Here is a 21,120-nt window from a genome sequence, read left to right as displayed (position 1 = left end):
AACATGGCTCATGGTGAATGCGGATTGCCCGCATGTTATCCATTGAACAAACAAAGGAGCGAATACCATGGGCGTTAAGCATAGTGCGTCTATCGGAGTAGAGAGAATATGACTGAGAGCTCTAGCGGCTGATTGGTCGATGCGCTGGTGCGTAATCTGAACGGTGAGTTCGACGAGACCGGCATGGAACTCCGCCTGGAATTCAGAAAAGCCGAGTTCTCGGAAGATGGCGAAGTCGCGATTCACGCGATTGAAATAGACGATTGAAAAAACTGATGGGCTGGAAGATATTAAAAAGAGGAGCCGACGCATCGGCTCCTCCTAGGTGTCGCCCGAAGGCTTCCACCGCAATTAACCAACCAACCTAGCATGAAAACAAATGCCACACGCCGATAGAACGGTTTTTCAATCGTTCCCATCTGAAAACTTCCTCGCCTCCTGGATCTTCCTCACAGCCTGTGAACTTACGAGCTTGCTGAAAATTGGTTGAGGAAGCGACGCTTTGTATTCTCCCAAAATTGCAAGAAAATCATCTAGAAATTTGGTTCTGTCTGCCCTGGCAAATTGAAGTTTCGTCAACAAATAGGCCAGCAATACAATGTAGTCTGTTATTTCGTTGAAATTGATGCCTGTTATATTCGAATCTCCATTTAGCAGCTTACCGATACCTTGGTTAACTGAATTGCTTTTGAAACGGACGTCTACCACTATCCCATTATGGGCAACAGCATTACGCAGATCCTTAAGGGTGAAAATAATATCGCCAAGAAGTGAAGCCGAGTTAAAGTTGCTTGGCATGTTCAGTTCTTGAACAATCGCTTGCTTTACACGCGAATCCAAACATTTGTAGAACGCTCCGAAAGTCCCGAGAGTAATCACCTCGAAAATTGACCAAATCGGTACTTGCTTATCAGCGTCAAAAAAATGTTGAATAACCGGCACGGAGCTTTTATAACGTTGAGACAGGAGACTGTCCATCTCATTCCTCAATCTCAATCGGCGCAGCAGCTCTATTTTGTATTGCTTCTTAGCGCCACGGCATTCTTTATATGCATTCAGGCTTTGAGCAAAAATCTGATCAAGAAATGGTGACTCTGCATCTTGAAGAACTTCCTCCAATGTGTAATTCTTCAAAGCGGTTTCCACGGCGATGATCCGAGGGTAAATTGAAGATTTCAACGCCATATCAAAAGAATTCAACGATGAAATCTGCTCGAAGGACTGCAAGTGAAGACGATTCTTTGCAATGCCAGCGAATCGGTACCCCTTATAGCCGTGGTAATATCCCAGGTTCTTCAATTCTCTTTTTTGCAATTCACCAGAACATGCAATGCCGTTGTCACACAGATGCTGCATAAGTTCATCCAGTGTTTTCATTGCACCCCTATTCGCCAAAGTCATAAGGGTTAATTGTAACTTGAAGTATGCCTTAGCAGTGTGGTGTCTGCCGGCTCATGGTGTTGGAAGAGTCTTTTTCATTACGGTTATGGTTTTCGGACACTACCCGATTGCGACGCGATTATGACGCGATTATGACGGGATTACGACGTGATTCGGTTTCTGACGACGTGATTGCATCTTGCTTATTCCCCGGTTCCATACCTTGTTGGGCGTCTTGCTGCCAAGGAGCTTCATGGGGCATCGTTGATTTCCTTGGCGATTACGTTGAACCCATCCCGCATGAGCGTGAAGTATGTGATTGGAATCTGGGTGCGTGCAAGTGCGTGCAAGTGCGCGGAAATGCGAGGAAATGCGCGAGAGAAGTGCTCGAATCTGCTTTAACAGGCTGCTGCTTTTAATGCAGGCTCTATCTGTTGAAAGCCCGTCGCGCTCGCGAAGAAAACATGGCTCATGGTGAATGCGGATTGCCCGCATGTTATCCATTGAACAAACAAAGGAGCAGATACCATGGGCATTAAGCACGATGCGTCTTATCGGAGTGGAAAGAACATGGCTAAGAGAACCGACGAAGAGCTTTACGATGTGGCGATAAATATGATTGGAAGCGTTGCGAAGCTTCCGGTTATTAGGGTTGATAAGGAAGCGTTTCTGCGGCAGCAATTCGCCGATTCGGAATATCTCGATGAAATTCTGCAGCATGGCCCGCAGCGTGTATATACGGTGGAGTCGTTGCGCAGGAAAGCGGATGGAGTAATCAAGAAGTCGACGAATCAGACCACTCTTGCCGCCTTCGTGGCAGGAATCCCCGGCGGACCTGCCGCCGTTGCCGCTGGAGGTGCCGATGTGGCTCAGTATTTTGGTGTTGCGATTAATCTGGCGCAGAAAATCGCCTATCTTTTTGGTGAGGATGATCTGTTATCTGACGAGTCGGAGCTGAGCGAAGATGCTAAAGTGCGCATTCTCGTCTATTTGGGCGTAATGTTCGGTGCGTCGGGTGCGGCGATGCTGATAGGAAAAGTCGCCAGGGAAGTCGGCAAGAACATGGGCAAGAAGATCACGCAACAGGCTCTGATGAAAACGACTTGGTATCCACTGCTCAAGAAAATCGGCGCGATGGTTGGCAAACGGGTGGTGAAGGAGTCGGTTGGCAAGGCCGTTGCCAAGGTTGTGCCCGTTGTCGGCGGTGCCATTTCCGGGGCGATAACCTATGCGACGTTCAAACCCATGGGTGGCCGATTGGCCGATGTGCTGGTACGCAATCTGAACGGTGAGTTCGATGAGACCGGCATGGAACTTCGCCCGGAATTCAAGAAAGCCAATGCCGCAGATGCTGACACGGAAGTCACGATTCATGAGATCGAGATAGACGACTGAAAAACGGTGGGTTGGGTGGCTAGCAGAGTAGTTGTCTGTTAGCCACCCAACCCATCAGCTTTGTCATCGACTCAAAGTGCTTCGCTATTCTTCAAACGCTTTGTCCACGAACTCAGCAAGTTTGCCTTCTTTCGCGAGCTGGGCGGAGTCAACCATTGCGAAGTGCGTGTGCAGCCCCTTACCCAATTCGTTGTCATATCCGAGGATGTAGTGGGTCGCGATTTGATAGATAATCTCGGTAGGCGCGATGCCATACACCTGGTGTTCGAGGATATGCGCCAGACGGATATGGTCATCCGGGAAGTAGCGGCGCATTGCCTTGCTGTTGTACAGGCGCTTGATGATTTCGGTGATATACATGCCCGATTTCATGTACAGGTCGGCGAACGTGTGCATCGGATCGTCGAAGCAGCCGGGGTTCTCCTGCTCGAGCATGTCGATCATCTTCACCACGACTTTGCGCGGGGTGAAAATCTGGTTGGTCTTCTGGGGCGGCACATAGTCGAAGATGTCTTCCTTGTGGGACTCATCGAAATAGTCGGCGAGTCTGCTGCGCAGATGAATGAACTCCACAATCGAATCGTTGAAGACAACAGAGTTGAACAGGTGACCGTCGAAATGCTCCTTTTCTCCGGTTTCATGGTCCGTCACATCTCCGCCGTCGCGCAGGAGCCTGAACTGATCCACGGTGATGCTGGTGACATCCTTGAACACGTAGTCCGGGATGATGCTGTCGAACGATTCAAGGGTGGTGTTCTCATCTCCGTAGGCCATCAGGAACGAAGGAATCGTGCGGGAGAAACCACGCAGATGGTCGCGGATGCCGTTTTCGATGCTGTTTTTCTGAGCTTCCTTCTTCGCGGTCTCGATCTCACATACCACGGTTTCGCCGGCGGATTGAACTATTTCGCTGCGCGACTGCTTAAGATTATCAATAAGATTTAGACGAGCGGCTTCAATCCGTTCGTCATGTGCCTGATTGATTTGCTCTTTCTCAGCTTGGCTCTCGGCATTTTCGAGTGCTTGCGCACGGTCACGTTCGATACGGTTCTTCTCAATGTTGTAGTCGCCGTACTCGCGGTTGATGCGGTTATTCACATCGGCCTTGATCTTACGCTCGACCTTCTTCTGTTGGGAAGCCTTCATATCGGAGCCGTAGTTCTGCTTGGCGGCTTCGACCAACGGTTCGACGACACTGACGCCAACAGCTTTCTGGAGATCGGCAAGGAAATCCTCTTCGGGATTCTCCGGTTTCTCGGAGACAATGGAGTCGATCACGGAATTAAGTTCGTTGTTGATATTGCCATACACTTTGTCCCCGAACAGATCCTTGGACTTGCCGATGACCTGCTCATCCGGAATGGACACTTCGCCGTTCTCATCGAGATTGAGTTCATCGGCGGTTCCTGCCTTGACTCCGAGGTCTTCTCTCGGAGCCTTGTACGGTTCCAGCTGCTGCAGGGTCTCAATCACTTCGGCCGGAGCATGGAAGATGTTGCTGATGTTCTGGAACAGGAAATCACACATGAAGCCGCGGCGCACAACCTCGCGCGAGTGGATCTTGCGTGGGATGGAGAGCACCTGTTCGGCGTCCAGATCCACCATTTCGCCGTCTTCGTCTTCGCCGATTACGGGGAAGAAGTTCAATAGCCGACGCACGTTCTGTTTGCGTGAGTCGGTATCGCCGCCTCCACATGTGGTGCCGGAATACAGGTCGTTCGCGTATTCCTCGAACACAGTCAGCGAACGTGCCGGGTCAAAATCGAACACGTACGCGTTTTCCTTACGCTGGTATTTGCCGTTCCTGTTGAACAGGCAGGGGTTCTGCGCGCGGAACGCGGCTTGCACGTACAGCGCCGGGCTCTTCATGTTTGATAGCATGAGCACGCCTGTCCATTCGGGAACCGTCACGCCTGTGGTCAGCTGACCGACCGACAAAGTGATGGTCTTCGTCTTGACACCTTCTCCGCCCTTCTCCGCTTTGTCTATGGCGTTGCGGACCTTGTCGAACGATTTCTCGTTCTCCTCGTCGTCATCGATTTTGCCATCCCCTGCCGCAAGGATGATCTCGTAGTCCTTGAACACTTCATGCTGTCGAAGCATTTTTGCAAGGGCTCGGGCAGAATCTACGCGGTTGAGCATCCAGAACGTGTGGCGCAGCTCGTCGCGCAACTCTGGTGTGGAGAACGGGTATTTCTTCTGTGTGGTCAGAGCGTCGAGGAAACGCTTCACATCGTCATAGTGAACGAATCGCCCATCCTTTGTTTCGAAGAATTCGTTCAGATCGAATGCGTACTCGGTCTGCTCACCATCGATCTGCATGCCCTTCGCCACTTCGTTCTCGATGATGTCGGACATTTGATACGTGAACATGTTGAGTTTCGGTAGGTTCTCGTATGGGTTGCGTCGTTCCGGATCGTTCCAGTCCCTTTTGGCCTGCTGCTCGTCCGCATATGTCCAGTTGTAGATTGCGTTTTCAGGGAACTTGTCGTTCGCGATGGCCTTGAATGGCGTTCCCGACAGGTGCAGTGTGTTCCTGCGCTTGATATGATCGAACGCCACGTCCGTCTTGTACGTGTCCACACCTTCGTGTGCTTCATCGATGACGAGCAGGTCATATTCGTATTCCGCCACATACTTTAGCTTGTCGTAATGGCCGCCGAACTCGATGGAGCCCTTCAGATCCTGCAGACTGATGAACTCGATGGAGTTCGGAAGCTTGCCCTTGCCTGCAAGATGCAGGTATTCATCGTGGCGGATGCAATATGGCTTGCCAGCCAAAGCGTCCACACTGCTGATGAACCGCCATCCGGAATCGGTGCCGACGAACTTGGCATAGTCGTCATACCAGGAATTCGCAATCGCGGGACGATTCGTCACAACGAGAATACGTTTCGCCTTGCCGTCCTTTCCTGGCGTGGGAAGGCGCTTGCAAAGGTCATAGGTGGCAAGGGTCTTGCCGAAACGCGGCTTCGCGTTCCATAGGAACTCTCCTTGCTCGTGCAACTGGAAATAGTCCAGGGTTTTGCTGATCGCAGCTTCCTGCTCGGCTCGCAGTTCATAATCGGAGGCTCCGAGACCGTCAAGAATTCCATGATTCTCGCGAAACTCATGGAACCTGCCCTTGGCGTTCGGAGGATTAATCTCGAACCATTCGGTGCTGGGCTGATCATTGATGCCGAGATTGCGCAAATAGGTGTGGAAATCAGTGTCATGAAACACTTCGCCAGTGTCCTCATAAGTGGCATTGCCATGCCATTCGAGTTTCGCGATGACATCTGCCGTATGAGTTTGTTGCGCGATACGGACGTTTACGTCCTGCTCGGTATAACCGATTTTCGTCCAGCCGTCATGACGGCGGATTTCCGGAGTAGTGTATGCATAAATCTGGGGGAGTGCCGGTCGAGTGCTCTTGACCTTGCCTGTGATATCGGAAACGCTCATTAGTTCATCTCCTTGATCATCCTGTTAATGAAGGCTATTTCTTCGGAGGTCAATTTATACTTCTTGAACAGCTCCTCGTCAGTCCATTGCTTGGTGAAATCTTGTGTGGGAACAAATGCAAAAGTAGCCTTACTGATTTGTTGAGTCATGGCAATCTGAGCGAGAAGGAAACGGGTAAATTTTGTTTTCAGATACGTCATGAAATTATCGGCTTCATCTTCGGTGTCAAAGGAACCGGCAACAAGATACGTTTCTGAACAGATAGTTTTTGGCGGAATCTTCTCCATCGTAGATAGGATTTTGAATTGCCCATTTTTGTCAGGTTGACCTGCGTGCTCAGCAGACAAACGAGAAATAATGATTTTCCATTGATCGATCATGCCAAATCCAGAGATGACGTCTTCTCTGCGGAATGGTCCAACGCCTTTGTTGTACCGTAATGTTAATTTGCCGCTAGATGAAGGCTTTGCTGTAGTGGAAAGACCAAATGGCTTTCTGGAGGAGACCATCTTGTCGAGGGTCGATTCTTTTAAAGAAGTTACTTTTTTAACGATGCGTTCGGCTACTGGGTAACGGATTAGTGTTTCAAATTCGTTGAGAAAGCGTTGGCAGTCTGTGGTAACTCCGTTATGCGTGTTGGAATAGTGGCAGCCCCCCCCCCTCATAGCTTTTATCGCGTACAAAAATGCACACTCCACCTGCGATATCCGCGTCGGGGAATACGTCGTGCGAATTGGTGTAGTCGGCCAAGCGACGAATATGCGAGTCATTGAGCATTTCCTGACGGAATTGATCTAGGCCCTTTCCGCCTGAATACCACTTGGCCGGAATGATCAAGCTCAGTACAGAGGGGTCAAGTTCTTTGACAGCATCGATAAACTTGTTATAGACGGGAGTTGCGCTGGCTCCCGCTCCGCCGTCCTCCATCTGATATGGAGGATTGCCGATTATATAGTCGAACTTCATTGTTTTGCTCCCTTCAACAGTTGGCTATATGATAACGAAGTTTTTGCTCTCCAGTCGTATAACCGGACAAATGCTGGTACGTCTCGCGAATTGGGTTCATCAAGCATGGTCAGCATGTCGAGTATGTCGAATTCGACCTTCTGCTCAGGCGGCTTACGGAATGGTATCGTCTCGGTCAGTCCATCCATCTGCCAGAGGTTCCAGACGATTACATTCGCAATCTGCTTGAGATGCTTCTTGTCCGGGTCGGTGCCGAATCTGTTGCGGTAATGATCTACGAAGGTAAGCAACAGGTTTGCGCGTGCGATCAGCAGGCTGTCGCCTTGGAATTCGTAGCCGTATACGCTTTGGAATGCCCGCAATGTCCACTTCCACCACATCAGGTCATCTTCTGCGTGCTCATCTACGATACGTAGTTTGCGATCGAGCAGGCCAATGCGTTGACTGATGGGCAGTATTGCTCCTGTAGCGGCGTCGTAGCGCGATACCAGGAACGGGGCTTCACCGCAGGTGATTTCCAATCGGCGGCTGTCCACATAGTCATGCCAGCCGTGCTTTTTCGTAGAGGGGAACGTGATTTTTCCCTCCGTAGGAATCCAGGAATGGTCTTCCTGCTCCGTATTGAACACGTGCTTTCTTCTGAACCATTCCTCATCAAGATTGTTGACCATCTGGTTCACCATCCATGATGGTGTGAATACCTCGGCTTTTGCTTTGGTGCGGTCTGTCTGCTCATCCAAGCTTTTCTGTACTCGTGGCACAATGCATACGGTGGGGGTTTCGCCTGAAATCTGCTGGGCAAGTATCGGCGCTGCTTCCGTGGCGGTCGGTTCAGCGTCCACGTACGCATCAGTTGCGTAGATGATGTTCTGCTTTGTGCTCTTGTCTTGTAGGAGAGTGTCCAGTACATTCTTCACCGGATATGCATTGAAATCAATGAGTGGTGTGTATGTTCCCTCGTTGGTGTTGATCATCACTCGTCCCTAGTTCGTCTACATTCGCTTGAACAAGTATATAGATAATTGCAAAGAGGTCTGATTAATGGTCATTCGACGATGAGATGCTTGTGCTGGAGATTCGTTTTGTGGGAAGGCTCCCACTGCGTATGTGCAACTAGTTTTCCTTCTCCTTCGGGAGCCTTCCGGGTTCGTCCTGTGGGCTACAGTATGTCAAGTAGTCGAAAGAGCCAGGTAGCTACAATAGGGGGAGATATGGTATCTGCTTCAGTACAGGGGAATGGGCTAAGTGAGTGTGAAATCGCCATGATGGAGCGTATCTTTCGCGAGAAACTGCAGAAAAGAACGTTGCTGAGGGAATACTACCCGAACATGGATCCTATAGACTGGGTCATCGAATATCTAGATCCGGGCGACGAGGCGGTTCAAGATTATTCCGAATGATATGCGGCATTGTCCAATGGCTGTAGGGAAGGTCTTCAGGAACGGTATGTTGCCAGAGCGATTGCGAATTGATAAGGGGCTGCGTGACTATCTCCAAGAAAACGTCCGCAGCCCCTACCTAGAGCATCGCGTCGCAAGTCGTAATATAAAAATAAGAGCCTCCAGATTTATTGGAAGCTTATGATGAAGGGAGAGCGTCAATGCGCATTAAAAAGGTTGAAATTAAAAATTTTCGGACTCTTCACGATGTAATAATTGATTTTCATAATATTACTACATTTATAGGCCCAAATGGTTCCGGTAAATCAACGGTGCTATATGCGTTAGATTGGTTTTTCAACGGATCAAAAGATGGAGAATTAACGGAAGAAGATGCCACCTACCACCATGAAGATGAACCAATTGAAGTAAGAGTTACGTTTAATAAATTGACCGATTCGGATAAGAAAGCATTAGGTAAATATTCTCCACAAGGCACGGAAGAGTTTACTGCTTGGAAAACTTATAGTAATGGTAGAGAATTTTTATCTGCGAATTCAAAAGGAAATCCCCTTTTCAACAAAGTCAAAAAAGCGTCAGATGCGAAGAGTAAAAAAGCTGAATACGCTAAAATCCGAAGCGAACATCCCGAATTAGATCTCCAAGATGCCAAAACAAGAGCATCAATTGATGAGCAAATTTCTGCATGGGAACAATCGCATAGTGACCAGCTCGAGGATATTCCTGAAGAGGTGTCGACTTCCTTTAACGGATTCAATGGCAATGCCGCTATGCGAAATATTTTCAATTTTACCTTAGTAAAGGCCGATTACCGGGCAAGTGAAGAGTCTGAGGATTCTCGTGCCAGTATCTTGGGGTCTATTATCGAAAGGACCGTTAATCGTAGTGCAGCCGATGAAGAGGTCCAAAAGCTCTATGCAAGTATAAAAGAACAAAGAGCGCAAATCTATTCTGATGTCTATGGTAAGCAGCTCGTTGATTTATCTGGGAAGTTAAACTCTATTATGGAATCCTATTCTGCAGGTAGGACAGTTACGATTATTCCAGAGGCGCAGGAAATTAAACCGCCGAAAACAAGTTTTGGGGTCCGTGCATATGAAGGCAAAGATGAGACAGAAATTACGAAGCAGGGGCACGGCTTTCAGCGTATGCTACTTATTTCCGCATTGCAATTGCTTGCAGAAACCTCTAGCTCAGAGGAGAACAATGGTACGCTTTGCCTTGCCATTGAAGAACCTGAACTATATCAGCACCCTATTCAAGCGCGTACGTTTGCGGATGTGCTCAGAATTCTAGGTGAAAATGAGAATCGCGGTATCCAAATTATGTATGATACCCATAGTCCTTACTTCCTTGATTCACAGCATTATGATCAGATTTATCGTGTTATTCGACGTCATGAAGAAAATACAACAGTAAATCTGTACAATACTACGGAAGAGAAAGTTGATGAAAAAGTTATAGAGGCTGGTTTTAAATCTGTTAAAAATTCTATAGGAAAAACTATCTGCAATGATTTAGCTTCTGCTCTTTTTTCGAATGTGGTTATCTTGGTGGAAGGTCCATCAGACAAGGCGATTCTTGAGGAAGTAGCTAATCGATATTTTGCCTCTGCTACAGAATTTTGTAAATATGGAATACAAATAATTATGGCAGGTGGTAAGGGTAATATTCCCAAGCTTCATGCTATTCTTAATAATTTTGGTATCGTTACGCTGGCAATGTTTGATAATGATCAATCGAAGAAATTTGATGCTTCGCCAGTTATGATTGAAAAGGGCAAGAGTTCAAAAGAAATATCTAAGAAAATTAGTGATTCGAAGGCCATGGCCAAGGAAAACAAACATGTATCCCGTTATTTTGGAATTGAGGGGGAATGCGGCGATTCCGAATGGCCACAGTCAAACCTCTATTCTGGCAATAGTATTTTTATTGTTGAATCAAACTTGATATAGAAAATCCGATTATCCGCATAAATACAGCATTTAAGGGCTGTTCATCACTTGAAAAAATAAGTGTTTTACCACGAATTTACCATAATTGAATATGAGTCTTGATATGACGAAATATAAAGGGAGATTGCACGTATAATAAAACCGCGTATCTCCCTTTAACAAACTATCTAAAGTTTTCTACATTTATAACTCTGGAAAAACAATCGCACAAATTCATGTTGTGAGTGACCATGATTATAGTAATGCCCTTTTCATTTAATTCTTTCAAAAGTTTCATCACTATCAATTCGTTCTCTTTATCAAGTCCAGAAGTTGGTTCATCAGCTAATATAATCTGACTTCCTTGCAAAATCAATTTAATAATTGCAATTCGCTGTTGCTCTCCACCGCTTAACTGATATACTTTTTTGTTAAGCATGTCACTTAGCTCAAATTGCTTTAAATACTTATTGATTAGTTTCAGTTTTTCTTCTTTTTTTACTTTTTTATATTCAAGAGCTAATTTTAAATTCCACAACACGCTTTCATCTTCTATTAGTCCATAATTTTGAAATAGATAGCCTATTGTATATCTTCTCAAAATCATAGCATTTTTACCGTTCATGGACAAATTTTTATGACTATCAATAGTGATTGTTCCCTCGGATATATCAGTAATCAATCCTATTATATTTAAAAGTGTCGTTTTACCTGCCCCGCTTTTCCCTACAAGCCCCACAAATTCGCCTTTTTCTATTTCTAAAGATAAATTTTCAAATAGAACCTGATTTTTCCCATATTCTTTTTTGACGTTCTTTAATGTAATCAATGACATACTTATGCCCCCTTTTCAATCTCATATAAAGCGTTTGAGATATAAATTCTATAAAGCAATTCGCAGAATATGTAGTCAATAAGTATAATCGCAAAAAGGCAAGCAAAATAATAATTTATAGCAGTTAATACGCCTGATATAATTATTTCGATTCCCCAAAAAATATACCGATTTTTCAGTGTCCTAAAATGAGAGAATCCTAAAATCTCTTTTGCCGCATATCTCTTTCGATTTACAAAAATGTCCACATAATTTGAAATATACAAAATAAACAGTAAAGACACTATAAAGACAATCGTAAACATAGTGAGTGTTTTAAGAACGAATGTCACATTTTCAAGTTGCATTAAATAAGGTGTAAGTAATGTTCCAGCTGTAACTAATTGCTCTAAATCATATTCTGATAACAAAGAAGAAAAATCTTCTCTTGACTCCATTTGAAAAAATAAACACCTTGTATTTAAAGAATCCAAATAGTAAAGTCCTGCAAAATTGCCCGTATCAACAATGATAATAGGATTAGCCATATCCGAAAAACCATTTTCTGTATTGACTTTTATCGTAGAATCATCGTCTATATAAACAACATTAAATTTATCAATAGTTTTTTCTTCTCCCGGTATTCCATAAAATTGATTGTAATTCATCAATCGGAAATATTCTTGCTTAATATATTCGCTAATAGAATTTTCATCATTCTTATATTTATGTGGAACTAATACTGTTGGTTCACTAAATATATCTTCTCCCAATGGTTTTCCACTGAGCTGGATATTTGAAAATTCATTCAGATAATTTCTATTTGCAATAACAAGCTGTTGTTCATAATAGGGGCGTGATGTCTGCAAACCACCGTCTGTCCTAAAATCACATAGTAGTGAATGGTTATGATTATACATCTCTAATGTTTGTTCAGAATATTTTTCTAATATGTCTGTGTTTGCTAACGCATAATCATACTCCGATGAATTAAAACCATTAGCGGTATAATATCCGTCCAGATACTTATAATCTAAAACAGCTTGTTGGCTTTGTCTAAATGAGTTCCCCTGATTCAGCAATGAAATAATAGTGATAGCGATTATTACCGAAAAAATTATTTTTATAGCCTGAACTACAATATTTGTGCCGCTATTTAAAGTCTTATTTTTTATCATTGCCTCTAAAGAAACAAACTTAATTAAAATACTTGTAATTAAAACACAAAGTATATTTATAGCTAAAACACCAATAAAGAACAGTACACTTGTTGCTAAATAAGAAAAATCATATCTGTTTGTTAATGCGTAATATAAATTTAGCAAGAACAGTAATACTAAACATATTACAGCAAAATATTTTATTACACTGGTAATTTGCTCCTTTAAAATATGTATAGTAGAAAAGCCCATGCTTTTTTTAATACCTATTTTTTTCAAACTATAAGACGTATAAATACAGTATATGATTTGAAGTACAATAAATAAGATTACAAAATTCAGAAGATTCAATTCTAATACCATACTATACGGAATAGCGTCATTTTCAAAGTTATTTATTGCGACGGACAGTTGAGAAGCTATCTCTTTAATTGCGTTAGCTGGTAAATCTGTATAGAATACACCAACACTATCTAAAAAATCTTCCTTTTGCAATTCATGATATTGAAACAAAATAGAGGAAGATATAGGCTGTTTTTGTGTAAACTCATTTAATGGATAGCAATATAAATCATAAACAGATTTATCTGTGGAAGTGAGCGTATTGTTAATGAGTTCTAATTTATTTTGAGAATATTCTTCTGTAAATATTGTATAAAATTTGTCGAGAATTTCTGGCGATGTTTCTTCTAAAACATACCCTTTTAAATTCTCAGTAGCAATGTTATTCTTTTCATAAATGTTGTAAATAGAAGTATTAAAAATATATGCAAAGAGTATGACTTCAAGGAAAATAAAAATCTTTAAAAATTTTTTCATAACATACGCCCCTTTCTTTGAAGAAATGTATAAAATAGGGCGGGACAAATAGCCCCGCCCTAGGTGTTTGAACTATTTTACTTAATATGGATAATAATCAATAAGATGTTTCGTTCGCCCACCAAACTCTCTTTGCATCTTTGTAAGCGTAGTTTGACTTGAATCCACTGGTATATGTATCTCCGCCGACCTTTACAGTTGCCTTTACCATGTAGTTGCGACTAATACCTGCTTTACGCCCAATTTCGGAATATACAATGGTGTCTGTTTGCCCTCCATTGTAGTACAAATCTCCACCCGCTACATCAATAGCCCACGCTGTAAGTGGAGCGCCGACAACCATAACTGCTGCTACAAGACCAACTACTTTCGTTCTCAACTTCTTTGCTCTCACTCATTCGATAAACCTCCTTTCTCTTTTTTACTTTTTGATAGTTTTATGTCACGTACTGTTTTTACTAACCTCAACATAACATATATTTCATTAAATGTCAAGTTATTTTTGTTTCTATTTTATATATGACCTCTTTGTTGCTATCATATTTTGTGCATAATGCACAAAATCAAAGTGCCAATATTAGTGCTTTCCACGATTGTACTTTTACAATGAAAAGACGAAGTACCTGTGATAAATTCATTGCTCTAAAATTATTAGAGAAACTATACAATATAGCTATCCTTTTTTCTCTTGTCTGCCATAAACAGAAAAGAAAAAGCCCTGTCAAGAGCCTGCCACTTCTTTAGAAGTGGTGCTTGCACTCTTGATCTGGGCTTTTTGTTTGCTGTATCTTTTTGCAAGAGGAAAAAGGCTACTCGTCCCCGTTGTCAAAATGGCTGTCCTTTAAGACTTCCCGCAACAGCTCCATATCTTCTTTTGAGTTGGGATTTATCCTCTTTACAACCTGATAAGGTGTACCGTACTTGTGTCCGTCTGTGCTTTCCCCGAACATATCCATGCTGTATAAATCATCATAACGGTCTAATACTTTCTGAAATTTCAAGTGCTGGATAAATGTTTTGATAGGGTAAAGGTCGGACGCTTGTATGTCCTCTCCCTTGATATAGTCTGTGATGTATTTCCGCAACTGCTCCAACTCATACTCTAGCCATTCTTCTTCACTGTCAAAGAAGTTATCATAGTGTCCGTGTTTCAGTTCTGCATTTAGGCGTTCTTCCGTCCGTAAAAACTTGCATACCTCTTTTTCCGCCTGTTGGACAAACTTCCATTCTCCCGACAACAATTCATTCGGTGTTACTTCCAGTACGTCCATTATCTTTTCCAGCGTGTCAAAGGTGGGATAGTTTACCCCTCGTTCAATCTTAGAAAGGCTCTGCATATTGATACCGATGGCGTCCGCAAGCTCCTGCTGTTTCATTTTCCTGTGTTTTCTTATGGTCTGTATGTTCTCCCCTAAAAAATTTATTTTCTTTGTGTCATGCTCCATAACTTCTTATATCTTTTCCTTTCCCGGCTTTTTCGTTCCTTTATAAGCCTATCATACTTATTATAGCCGAAAAAGTCAAGAAAAAGTTCTTGACAAGTAATTCTAACGGCGTTATTATCATGGAGGATATAGTGATTAAGCACAATGAGGTCAATCACACGCTTGAGTAGGCATAGAAAAGAGTTATTTTCGCTTTGATAGCATGAATAGGCATGGACTATCCGACCGAAAACGGTGTTTCTTCCTGTGCCTGCCCCGTTTAGCCACGAGCCTCCCAAAGGCTCGTGAGCGTTAAGAACGGGGCTGGTGCAGGAAGAAAAGGAACGCCGTAGGCGTTCCGTACAGGGCGTATATGTAACACCGCCCTGCGCATACATGTCATAGTACCTAGAAACTGTGATAAATAAAGGACAAAACACGATTTTTACCCCGCAAAAAAACGGGGAGTACGAAAGGAGTAATGCACTATCGCAACACATGAAAATTTATCCGTCAAGATTGATTACATCAGCATTGTCTTTGATACGGCAACGGCAGAAGATGTGATACGGCACATTTTATGCTTGCCGACCGATATTTTTAATGTCTATCCTGCAACGGTCAAATTTAAGACGTATCAGGCGCGTTGGGAAATCGGAGATATTTATGTATCGGGCGACGCAAAAAAGACAGAGGACAACCCACAAGGGCTGGGCTGTTATCTCGTGATGACAGGCAGGGGGTGTGATGATATTTTCCGTATCCTCGATAACAACGGCTTGACCTTTGGGGATATGTTCGGACGCTGTGAAAGGAGATATGGGGCTGGAAACTACCATTTCACAAGGCTGGACGTTGCCATTGACGACAGGAACGAAACGCCGTTCTTTACCATAGAGCAGATAAAGAAGAAATGTGAAAAAGAGGAATTTATCGCCAACAGTGAGGGCTACCATTTTGACGAGAGCAAGTTTGATGATTTTGACACCGCAAAGACCGTCTATATCGGGGCTGGAAAATCGGGGCTTTCCTACCGCTTTTATGACAAGGACAAGGAAGTGTGCGGCAAATACAACAGGACGCTTGATGAAGTCGGGAGTTGGAAACGGACGGAAATGCAACTGCGTGATGAAAAGGCTCATGCCTTTGCTATGGCATTTCAGGCAAGACCGCTGGAGATTGGGGAACTGGCTTTCGGACTGCTGGCGGACAACCTGCGTTTTGTCGTAGCAAACAGGAATGAGAGCAACAAGAGCAGGTGGAAAACGTGCCGTTTCTGGCAACGCTTTTTAGGGGCTGTGGAACTTTTAAAACTCCATGTACCCACACCGCATAATTCCCTTGAAGAAACGCAACAGTGGCTTACAGAGGGTGGTGTCATATCCGCTGTCAAAGGCTTTTACTTCCTCGAATCCCATGACGCTTTAGGTGGGCTGGAACGTGTCGGGGATATGGTAGACAGGGCAAGGTACAGCACTTCCCTTTCCAGCAAGCTGACCGCCCATTTACAGCGGATAGACAGGACAGAACTGATACCCTATGTCCAGTATGACACAAAGAACAGGTAGGGGGGTGGCATGATGAACGAAAAGATTGATATTCCCGTATGGGAAAAATACACCCTTACCATTGAGGAAGCGTCAAGATACTTCACAATCGGGCAGAACAAGCTCCGCCGACTGGTGGAAGAAAACCGACACGGGGACTGGTATGTGATGAACGGCAACCGTATCTTGATTAAGAAAAAACAGTTTGAGAAATTTATGGATAAAACAGACGTAATCTAATGCAAAAGAGCCTTGTATGTGATATTATTTCAGTAAGTCATATCAAGGCTCTTTCTTACGAAAGGAGCAGATAAGAAATGTCGGAAAAAAGACGGGACAGCAAAGGTCGCCTCTTAAAGACAGGAGAGAGCCAGAGAGCAGACGGGAGATACTTATACAAATATGTGGACAAGGCTGGAAAGACAAGGTATGCCTATTCATGGAAACTTGTACCGACAGACCCCGTACCTAAAGGAAAGAGGGACGGGAAATCCCTAAGGGAATTAGAAACGGAGATACAAAGGGATTTACAGGACGGTATCGACACGACAGGCGGAAAAATGACGCTGTGCCAGCTATACGCTAAACAGAACGCCCAGAGAGCCAACGTAAAGGAAAGCACAAGGCAGGGCAGGAAAAAGCTCATGCGGACATTAGAGGGCGATATACTGGGGGCTAGGAGCATTGACAGCATACGCCTTTCAGACGCTAAGGAATGGGCGTTACGCATGAAAGACAGGGGCTATGCTTATCAGACCATAAGCAATTATAAACGCTCGTTAAATGCGTCATTCCGCATTGCCATAGCGGACGACCTCGTGAGGAAGAACCCCTTTGATTTCAAGCTGAATGAAGTCATAGAGGACGACAGGACGCCACGGCAGGCATTGACCGAGGAACAGGAAGAAAGGCTCTTGTCCTTTGCCAGCAAAGACAGGACATACAGCAAGTATTATGACGCAATCGTGATACTGTTAAAAACAGGACTCCGTATCTCAGAACTGTGTGGACTGACAAGGCAGGATATAGACTTTGAAAATGACGTTATCCATGTAGACCACCAGCTATTATCCAGCAAGGAAACAGGCTACTATATCGAAACGCCAAAGACGAAAAGCGGTGTGCGCGATGTCCCCATGAGCGAGGAAGTGAAACAGGCGTTTAGGCGTGTCATGGCGGTCAAGCCAAAGGCAGAGCCGATAGGGATAGGTGGGTACAGCGGTTTCCTCTTTCTGAACGGGAAAGGCTGTCCTATGACAAACGCCTATTATACTTCTACTTTCGCTAATCTGAGGAAGAAATATAACAAGAGCCATGAGGACAGCTTACCAAAGATAACGCCCCATATCCTGCGCCATACGTTCTGTACCAGACTTGCCAACAGGAATATGAACCCTAAGAGTTTACAGTACATCATGGGACACGCAAACATCAGTATCACGCTGAACCTGTACGCCCATGCGTCCATAGAGAACGTCAAGGCAGAATTAAGGAGCATGGTAGCCTAAAGTTTTACCACGATATTTACCACGATTGACCGTGAGAAAAAGTGATAAAACGTGGCGGTTTGGAAGTATCAACCGAAAAGAGAAATGCCCGTAAAGCTGATAAAATAAGGCTTTGCGGACATTTAAGAAGATATGAAAAGATAATCAAAAATCTATTTTAAGTTTGATTCAATCTTGAAAAGTTCATAGAACATGAATGGTCAGGTTGGGAAGAAGCTCTATGCCAATCCCGTAATGAACTTGGCATTGACAATAAAAAGAATGAAATGACATACCGTTTAGCTGTACAGAAACTTAGCCTTGAAGCTTGCCCACCTAAAATTATTAGTTTTCTCAGATTTGCGATGAATGCGGCAAAGAGACTCGTATGAAGGTGGCCCAACTTATATATGGAACAATGCTGGGTATATACAACATTGAATAATAGTCAACCGAAAGAGAGACCGCCATGAAATACGGAATGAGGAAACCCAGCTGGAAGAAGAGCCTGTCCGCGCGTACGAAGGGGCGTGCCACGCGTGCGGTCAAGTGCGCGCTGATCCCCGGCTACGGCAAGAAGGGCATGGGATGGCTGCATCCCAAGCGCAAGCTGTGCAACACCGTCTACAAGAAGACCACGTTCAGCCTATTCGACCTGTTCAAGTAGAATTCACATGAAGAAAACAATGGCATTCGCAATGGCGATGATAGCCATGATGCCACTGTGTGGTTGCGGGGACCCCGATTACAAGACACCTGCGCAAATAGGTCAGATGGACAACGTGATCGTTGTGGAGGCGTTGAAGACCAGAGACGGGAACAAGCTGAAAAGCGTATTGGCGCCGGACCTGCGCAAGCAGCAGGGCATCGACGGCGAGATACGTGATTTCGTCAACTTCATAGATGGGAATATCGTCTCCCACGACGACATCGGGCTAGTCTCCTCAAGGGAAGGGAAATATGACGAGGAAGGGCCGGTCATCAAGATATACGACGGGAGTACGGAAAACATAATCACCGATACGGGCAGAACATACGAGCTGCGATATCAGATGTACTACGTGAACAGGCAACATGCCGATTACGAGGGGATAACCATATTAGGACTCTACGATTCCGAAATCTACGAGCAGGACTTGGACGAATAACCCGGCCAGTGCACGTCGCGTGATCTACCTGCACGAAGACAGCAGCATGGAGAACAGCTGAGTTCCCCCGATAATAATGGCTGACATTTCTATAATGCGTTCAATTGTCAACAGCTCAGCATGCAGAAGATCCCGCCATACGGGAGCACATTCCATATGGCCGGATCCTCTACGTTCGTAAGCGCGTGCGGCACTCAGTCGAGCATGGCCTCGATGTTGTTGCCTTCCGGATCGTGCACGAAAGCGGCGTAATAGGTCGGTCCGTAGTTCGGGCGCCGAACCGCCCCTCACGCACAGGAACGTTACCAGAGCGCAACGCCTCATTGAATCGAATCCATATCAGATTCGCATGCTCGTCATCGTCATCATGGGATACCAGCTGTGGTCTGCCGACCGTGGGGCGCCGCAGTGTGGTGAGTGGCTGTGGAATAGATAGTATCTCGCCGTGCATTTCCTGAATGGACGACGACAGTTAGCCTTGTGGATCGTCGAGGCTTATGCGCAAATGGCTCCAGACATACGACGAGTACAAAGCCCCAGGACAGCGAGCTCAACAGCGTCGACACCAAAGAATTGGACGACATGATTACCTACTGCAAAACCCAAGTGGACCAGATCATGGAACAATCCGACAAGCATGAGCGTCTCGGCGCGAAAGTCGTAGCCACAGACGAGAACGGCGGTAAACGAGACGTCTACACCGACAACCGAACCAGCATGCGGAAAACCTGGCCCGAACTCGAACAACAAGTCGCCCAATACCAATACAACGGCGACGATTGGATCAGCGCAGCCAAAGAAGCCGCAAAACTCGCCAACATGGAAATCGACTGGAACATTTACGACGCCGAAACGAACGACATGGCCACGAAAATCTACAACAACCAATGCATGGTGAACTGACGGAAACGATTGTAGCCGGCGCCGCCTAGCATGCAATATGGGAAACGACGCCGGCCGCAACGACCGGCCAAGACGGACGGAACACACGAAAAGGCGAATCAAACACAGCATGGGCAAGAACGGCACGCAACCAACAACGAAAAACGTCACACCGGCGGTCACCCCATGGGGTAAGAACCGTGTGAAGAACACCGAAACCGGCAATCACGTGCTCATCATGCCGGGCATTGGATACACCGTAGACCGACCGCTGCTGTACTGGGCAGCACAGGCGCTTGCGGCCAACGGATGGTTCGTGGACCGGCTCGACCTGAAACTGACGGAAAGCGTCGAGTTTCCGGAAATGATCGCCTGCATGGAACGCGTGGTCGACGAATGGCGCAAGGCGGCGCTCGAACATGCTGCCGAATCGGGTGAGGAGCCGCATTTGCTGGTCGTCACCAAATCGCTCTCCACACTCTCATATCCGCATTCCGCAAAACTAGGATTGCGTGTGGTGCTGCTCACCCCGGTGCTCAACCCGCCGCCATTTGACAAGCACAAGTCGGTCATTCCCGCGCCGCTACCGGGAACTGCCGGCAGCCCGATGCCGCTAATCTGCGCAGGTGACGCCGACCCATACTACGATGACGCCAAAGCGCATCTGCTCACCGACCATGTGCGCACGTACGCTGGTGCCAACCATTCCATCGAAGTGCCGGACGATTGGCAGACGTCGCTCGACTACCTGAAACAGGTCACGCAAGCCATCGTCGACTACGCCGGCTGAAAAGACCGGGACGGAATATGCGCATCGTATTGCAGAAGGTCGGCGAAGGATCCGTCGACGTGGTCGACGAGACAAGCGGAGAAGTCGACACCACATTCGAACCACAGCATATAGGCATCGGCTATGTGCTGCTCGTCGGAGTGGAAGACACGGACGGAGCGGAGCAAATCGACTGGCTCGCCCGCAAAATCGCCAATCTACGCGTCTTCGAAGACGAGAACGGCAAAATGAACCGTTCCATCCACGACGTGAACGGCAGTGTGCTGTCCATCTCCCAATTCACGCTATACGCGGACGTGCGCAAAGGCAACCGCCCAAGCTTCGTGAAAGCCGGAGCGCCCGCGCACGCCGAACAGACATGGCACGGATTCAACGACGCCCTGCGCGCGCAAGGACTCGAAGTAAAAGAAGGACGATTCGGCTCCCACATGCGCGTGCGGCTCGCCAACGACGGTCCTGTCACCATCATCCTTGACACCGACGAACTCGGCGTCTGACCCAGAACCCAACGTGAAACCCTATATCCGACG

At 45.7% G+C, this 21,120-nt stretch carries 21 protein-coding genes and 2 pseudogenes; 11 read left to right on the top strand and 12 right to left on the bottom strand.

The features are described from left to right. From KSY55_RS04780 to KSY55_RS09100, 3 genes and pseudogenes are all read right to left on the bottom strand, one after another. On the bottom strand, nt 1–312 hold a 312-nt coding region (locus KSY55_RS04780; RefSeq protein ID WP_217749492.1), incomplete at its 3' end, for a hypothetical protein. A 93-nt stretch (nt 313–405) separates the two neighbouring features. Further along, entirely contained in the window at nt 406–1,401 is a 996-nt protein-coding gene (locus KSY55_RS04775; RefSeq protein ID WP_072043441.1) for an Abi family protein, read from the bottom strand. Between the two features lie 129 nt (nt 1,402–1,530). Then, a pseudogene (locus KSY55_RS09100) lies at nt 1,531–1,652 on the bottom strand (IS30 family transposase); the annotation flags it as partial. 298 nt (nt 1,653–1,950) lie between these two features. Between KSY55_RS09100 and KSY55_RS04770 the strand changes: the two are divergent. Next, nucleotides 1,951–2,775: a hypothetical protein gene (locus KSY55_RS04770; protein ID WP_118240482.1), complete on the top strand. Its 825-nt coding sequence runs from the start codon at nt 1,951–1,953 to the stop codon at nt 2,773–2,775. Between the two features lie 84 nt (nt 2,776–2,859). Here KSY55_RS04770 and KSY55_RS04765 read toward each other — a convergent pair whose 3' ends face one another. The 4 genes from KSY55_RS04765 to KSY55_RS04750 are packed head-to-tail and all read right to left on the bottom strand — an operon-like array spanning nt 2,860 to nt 8,159. Then, nucleotides 2,860–6,219: a DEAD/DEAH box helicase family protein gene (locus KSY55_RS04765; protein ID WP_118240385.1), complete on the bottom strand. Its 3,360-nt coding sequence runs from the start codon at nt 6,217–6,219 to the stop codon at nt 2,860–2,862. Beyond that, nucleotides 6,219–6,884, bottom strand: coding sequence for a hypothetical protein (locus KSY55_RS04760; protein ID WP_168731172.1), 666 nt, complete (start codon nt 6,882–6,884; stop codon nt 6,219–6,221). The genes KSY55_RS04765 and KSY55_RS04760 overlap by 1 nt, the downstream gene beginning before the upstream one ends. Next, nucleotides 6,847–7,185 carry an Eco57I restriction-modification methylase domain-containing protein gene (locus tag KSY55_RS04755; RefSeq protein WP_118240386.1) on the bottom strand — a complete coding sequence of 113 codons (339 nt, stop codon included), beginning with the start codon at nt 7,183–7,185 and terminating at the stop codon, nt 6,847–6,849. Before KSY55_RS04755 ends, KSY55_RS04760 begins: the two co-directional genes overlap by 38 nt. Continuing rightward, nucleotides 7,182–8,159 (bottom strand): restriction endonuclease subunit M, encoded by a 978-nt coding sequence (locus tag KSY55_RS04750; protein WP_118240388.1) that lies wholly within the window; start codon nt 8,157–8,159, stop codon nt 7,182–7,184. The genes KSY55_RS04755 and KSY55_RS04750 overlap by 4 nt, the downstream gene beginning before the upstream one ends. 237 nt (nt 8,160–8,396) lie before the next feature. Here KSY55_RS04750 and KSY55_RS04745 point away from each other — a divergent pair, with 237 nt between their 5' ends. Together KSY55_RS04745 and KSY55_RS04740 are read left to right on the top strand one after the other, a co-directional pair. Further along, nucleotides 8,397–8,585, top strand: a complete 189-nt coding sequence (locus tag KSY55_RS04745; RefSeq protein WP_117645366.1) for a hypothetical protein — start codon at nt 8,397–8,399, stop codon at nt 8,583–8,585. Between the two features lie 200 nt (nt 8,586–8,785). Next, nucleotides 8,786–10,540 carry an ATP-dependent endonuclease gene (locus tag KSY55_RS04740; protein ID WP_217749493.1) on the top strand — a complete coding sequence of 585 codons (1,755 nt, stop codon included), beginning with the start codon at nt 8,786–8,788 and terminating at the stop codon, nt 10,538–10,540. 163 nt (nt 10,541–10,703) lie between these two features. Here KSY55_RS04740 and KSY55_RS04735 read toward each other — a convergent pair whose 3' ends face one another. From KSY55_RS04735 to KSY55_RS04720, 4 genes are all read right to left on the bottom strand, one after another. After that, nucleotides 10,704–11,354, bottom strand: coding sequence for an ATP-binding cassette domain-containing protein (locus tag KSY55_RS04735; protein WP_009243732.1), 651 nt, complete (start codon nt 11,352–11,354; stop codon nt 10,704–10,706). A gap of 2 nt (nt 11,355–11,356) precedes the next feature. Further along, complete coding sequence (locus KSY55_RS04730) at nt 11,357–13,312, bottom strand: hypothetical protein (RefSeq protein ID WP_009321393.1); 1,956 nt, start codon at nt 13,310–13,312, stop codon at nt 11,357–11,359. 97 nt (nt 13,313–13,409) lie between these two features. Further along, nucleotides 13,410–13,706 (bottom strand): hypothetical protein, encoded by a 297-nt coding sequence (locus KSY55_RS04725; protein WP_244091463.1) that lies wholly within the window; start codon nt 13,704–13,706, stop codon nt 13,410–13,412. Nucleotides 13,707–14,121: 415 nt separating this feature from the next. Beyond that, a complete protein-coding gene (locus KSY55_RS04720; RefSeq protein WP_101629280.1) occupies nt 14,122–14,757 on the bottom strand; it encodes a helix-turn-helix domain-containing protein in 636 nt (211 codons plus the stop codon). Between the two features lie 497 nt (nt 14,758–15,254). Between KSY55_RS04720 and KSY55_RS04715 the strand changes: the two genes are divergently transcribed. From KSY55_RS04715 to KSY55_RS04695, 5 genes are all read left to right on the top strand, one after another. Continuing rightward, nucleotides 15,255–16,304 carry a replication initiation factor domain-containing protein gene (locus KSY55_RS04715; protein ID WP_319017111.1) on the top strand — a complete coding sequence of 350 codons (1,050 nt, stop codon included), beginning with the start codon at nt 15,255–15,257 and terminating at the stop codon, nt 16,302–16,304. Between the two features lie 12 nt (nt 16,305–16,316). Continuing rightward, on the top strand, nt 16,317–16,523 hold the full coding sequence (locus tag KSY55_RS04710; RefSeq protein WP_129981839.1) for an excisionase: 207 nt from the start codon (nt 16,317–16,319) through the stop codon (nt 16,521–16,523). Between the two features lie 77 nt (nt 16,524–16,600). Beyond that, a complete protein-coding gene (locus tag KSY55_RS04705; RefSeq protein WP_151910083.1) occupies nt 16,601–17,791 on the top strand; it encodes a site-specific integrase in 1,191 nt (396 codons plus the stop codon). A gap of 448 nt (nt 17,792–18,239) precedes the next feature. Then, complete coding sequence (locus tag KSY55_RS04700; protein ID WP_117645368.1) at nt 18,240–18,437, top strand: hypothetical protein; 198 nt, start codon at nt 18,240–18,242, stop codon at nt 18,435–18,437. Between the two features lie 7 nt (nt 18,438–18,444). Further along, the gene (locus KSY55_RS04695; protein WP_117645369.1) at nt 18,445–18,918 is read left to right on the top strand and encodes a DUF5104 domain-containing protein; all 474 of its coding nucleotides are present in this window, start codon (nt 18,445–18,447) and stop codon (nt 18,916–18,918) included. A gap of 194 nt (nt 18,919–19,112) precedes the next feature. On the opposite strand, the pseudogene KSY55_RS09255 reads toward KSY55_RS04695, so the two are convergent. Next, nucleotides 19,113–19,193: pseudogene (locus KSY55_RS09255) on the bottom strand (RarD protein); the annotation flags it as partial. 307 nt (nt 19,194–19,500) lie between these two features. Here KSY55_RS09255 and KSY55_RS04685 point away from each other — a divergent pair. From KSY55_RS04685 to dtd, 3 genes are read left to right on the top strand one after another with little or no spacing between them, the layout of a single operon-like run. Continuing rightward, nucleotides 19,501–19,821, top strand: a complete 321-nt coding sequence (locus KSY55_RS04685; RefSeq protein ID WP_117645370.1) for a hypothetical protein — start codon at nt 19,501–19,503, stop codon at nt 19,819–19,821. A 37-nt stretch (nt 19,822–19,858) separates the two neighbouring features. Then, nucleotides 19,859–20,590, top strand: a complete 732-nt coding sequence (locus tag KSY55_RS04680; RefSeq protein WP_004222479.1) for a hypothetical protein — start codon at nt 19,859–19,861, stop codon at nt 20,588–20,590. Between the two features lie 17 nt (nt 20,591–20,607). Further along, a complete protein-coding gene (dtd, locus tag KSY55_RS04675) occupies nt 20,608–21,087 on the top strand; it encodes a D-aminoacyl-tRNA deacylase (RefSeq protein ID WP_117649128.1) in 480 nt (159 codons plus the stop codon). The last annotated feature ends 33 nt before the right edge of the window (nt 21,088–21,120 follow it).

Source organism: Bifidobacterium sp. MSK.13.1, from assembly GCF_019131435.1.
GTDB lineage: Bacteria > Actinomycetota > Actinomycetes > Actinomycetales > Bifidobacteriaceae > Bifidobacterium > Bifidobacterium pseudocatenulatum.
This window is presented reverse-complemented; position numbering and strand designations above follow the sequence as displayed.

Excerpts from the sequence above, each read along its gene's own strand:
- KSY55_RS04745 (WP_117645366.1), top strand. The coding sequence starts at position 8,397 with ATGGTATCTGCTTCAGTACAGGGGAATGGGCTAAGTGAGTGTGAAATC.
- KSY55_RS04740 (WP_217749493.1), top strand. The coding sequence starts at position 8,786 with ATGCGCATTAAAAAGGTTGAAATTAAAAATTTTCGGACTCTTCACGAT.
- KSY55_RS04700 (WP_117645368.1), top strand. The coding sequence starts at position 18,240 with ATGAAATACGGAATGAGGAAACCCAGCTGGAAGAAGAGCCTGTCCGCG.
- KSY55_RS04735 (WP_009243732.1), bottom strand. The coding sequence starts at position 11,354 with ATGTCATTGATTACATTAAAGAACGTCAAAAAAGAATATGGGAAAAAT.
- KSY55_RS04750 (WP_118240388.1), bottom strand. The coding sequence starts at position 8,159 with ATGATCAACACCAACGAGGGAACATACACACCACTCATTGATTTCAAT.
- KSY55_RS04710 (WP_129981839.1), top strand. The coding sequence starts at position 16,317 with ATGAACGAAAAGATTGATATTCCCGTATGGGAAAAATACACCCTTACC.
- KSY55_RS04755 (WP_118240386.1), bottom strand. The coding sequence starts at position 7,185 with ATGAAGTTCGACTATATAATCGGCAATCCTCCATATCAGATGGAGGAC.
- KSY55_RS04695 (WP_117645369.1), top strand. The coding sequence starts at position 18,445 with ATGAAGAAAACAATGGCATTCGCAATGGCGATGATAGCCATGATGCCA.
- KSY55_RS04685 (WP_117645370.1), top strand. The coding sequence starts at position 19,501 with ATGATTACCTACTGCAAAACCCAAGTGGACCAGATCATGGAACAATCC.
- KSY55_RS04765 (WP_118240385.1), bottom strand. The coding sequence starts at position 6,219 with ATGAGCGTTTCCGATATCACAGGCAAGGTCAAGAGCACTCGACCGGCA.
- KSY55_RS04680 (WP_004222479.1), top strand. The coding sequence starts at position 19,859 with ATGGGAAACGACGCCGGCCGCAACGACCGGCCAAGACGGACGGAACAC.
- KSY55_RS04720 (WP_101629280.1), bottom strand. The coding sequence starts at position 14,757 with ATGGAGCATGACACAAAGAAAATAAATTTTTTAGGGGAGAACATACAG.
- KSY55_RS04730 (WP_009321393.1), bottom strand. The coding sequence starts at position 13,312 with ATGAAAAAATTTTTAAAGATTTTTATTTTCCTTGAAGTCATACTCTTT.
- KSY55_RS04760 (WP_168731172.1), bottom strand. The coding sequence starts at position 6,884 with ATGAGGGGGGGGGGCTGCCACTATTCCAACACGCATAACGGAGTTACC.
- KSY55_RS04775 (WP_072043441.1), bottom strand. The coding sequence starts at position 1,401 with ATGACTTTGGCGAATAGGGGTGCAATGAAAACACTGGATGAACTTATG.
- dtd (WP_117649128.1), top strand. The coding sequence starts at position 20,608 with ATGCGCATCGTATTGCAGAAGGTCGGCGAAGGATCCGTCGACGTGGTC.
- KSY55_RS04705 (WP_151910083.1), top strand. The coding sequence starts at position 16,601 with ATGTCGGAAAAAAGACGGGACAGCAAAGGTCGCCTCTTAAAGACAGGA.
- KSY55_RS04770 (WP_118240482.1), top strand. The coding sequence starts at position 1,951 with ATGGCTAAGAGAACCGACGAAGAGCTTTACGATGTGGCGATAAATATG.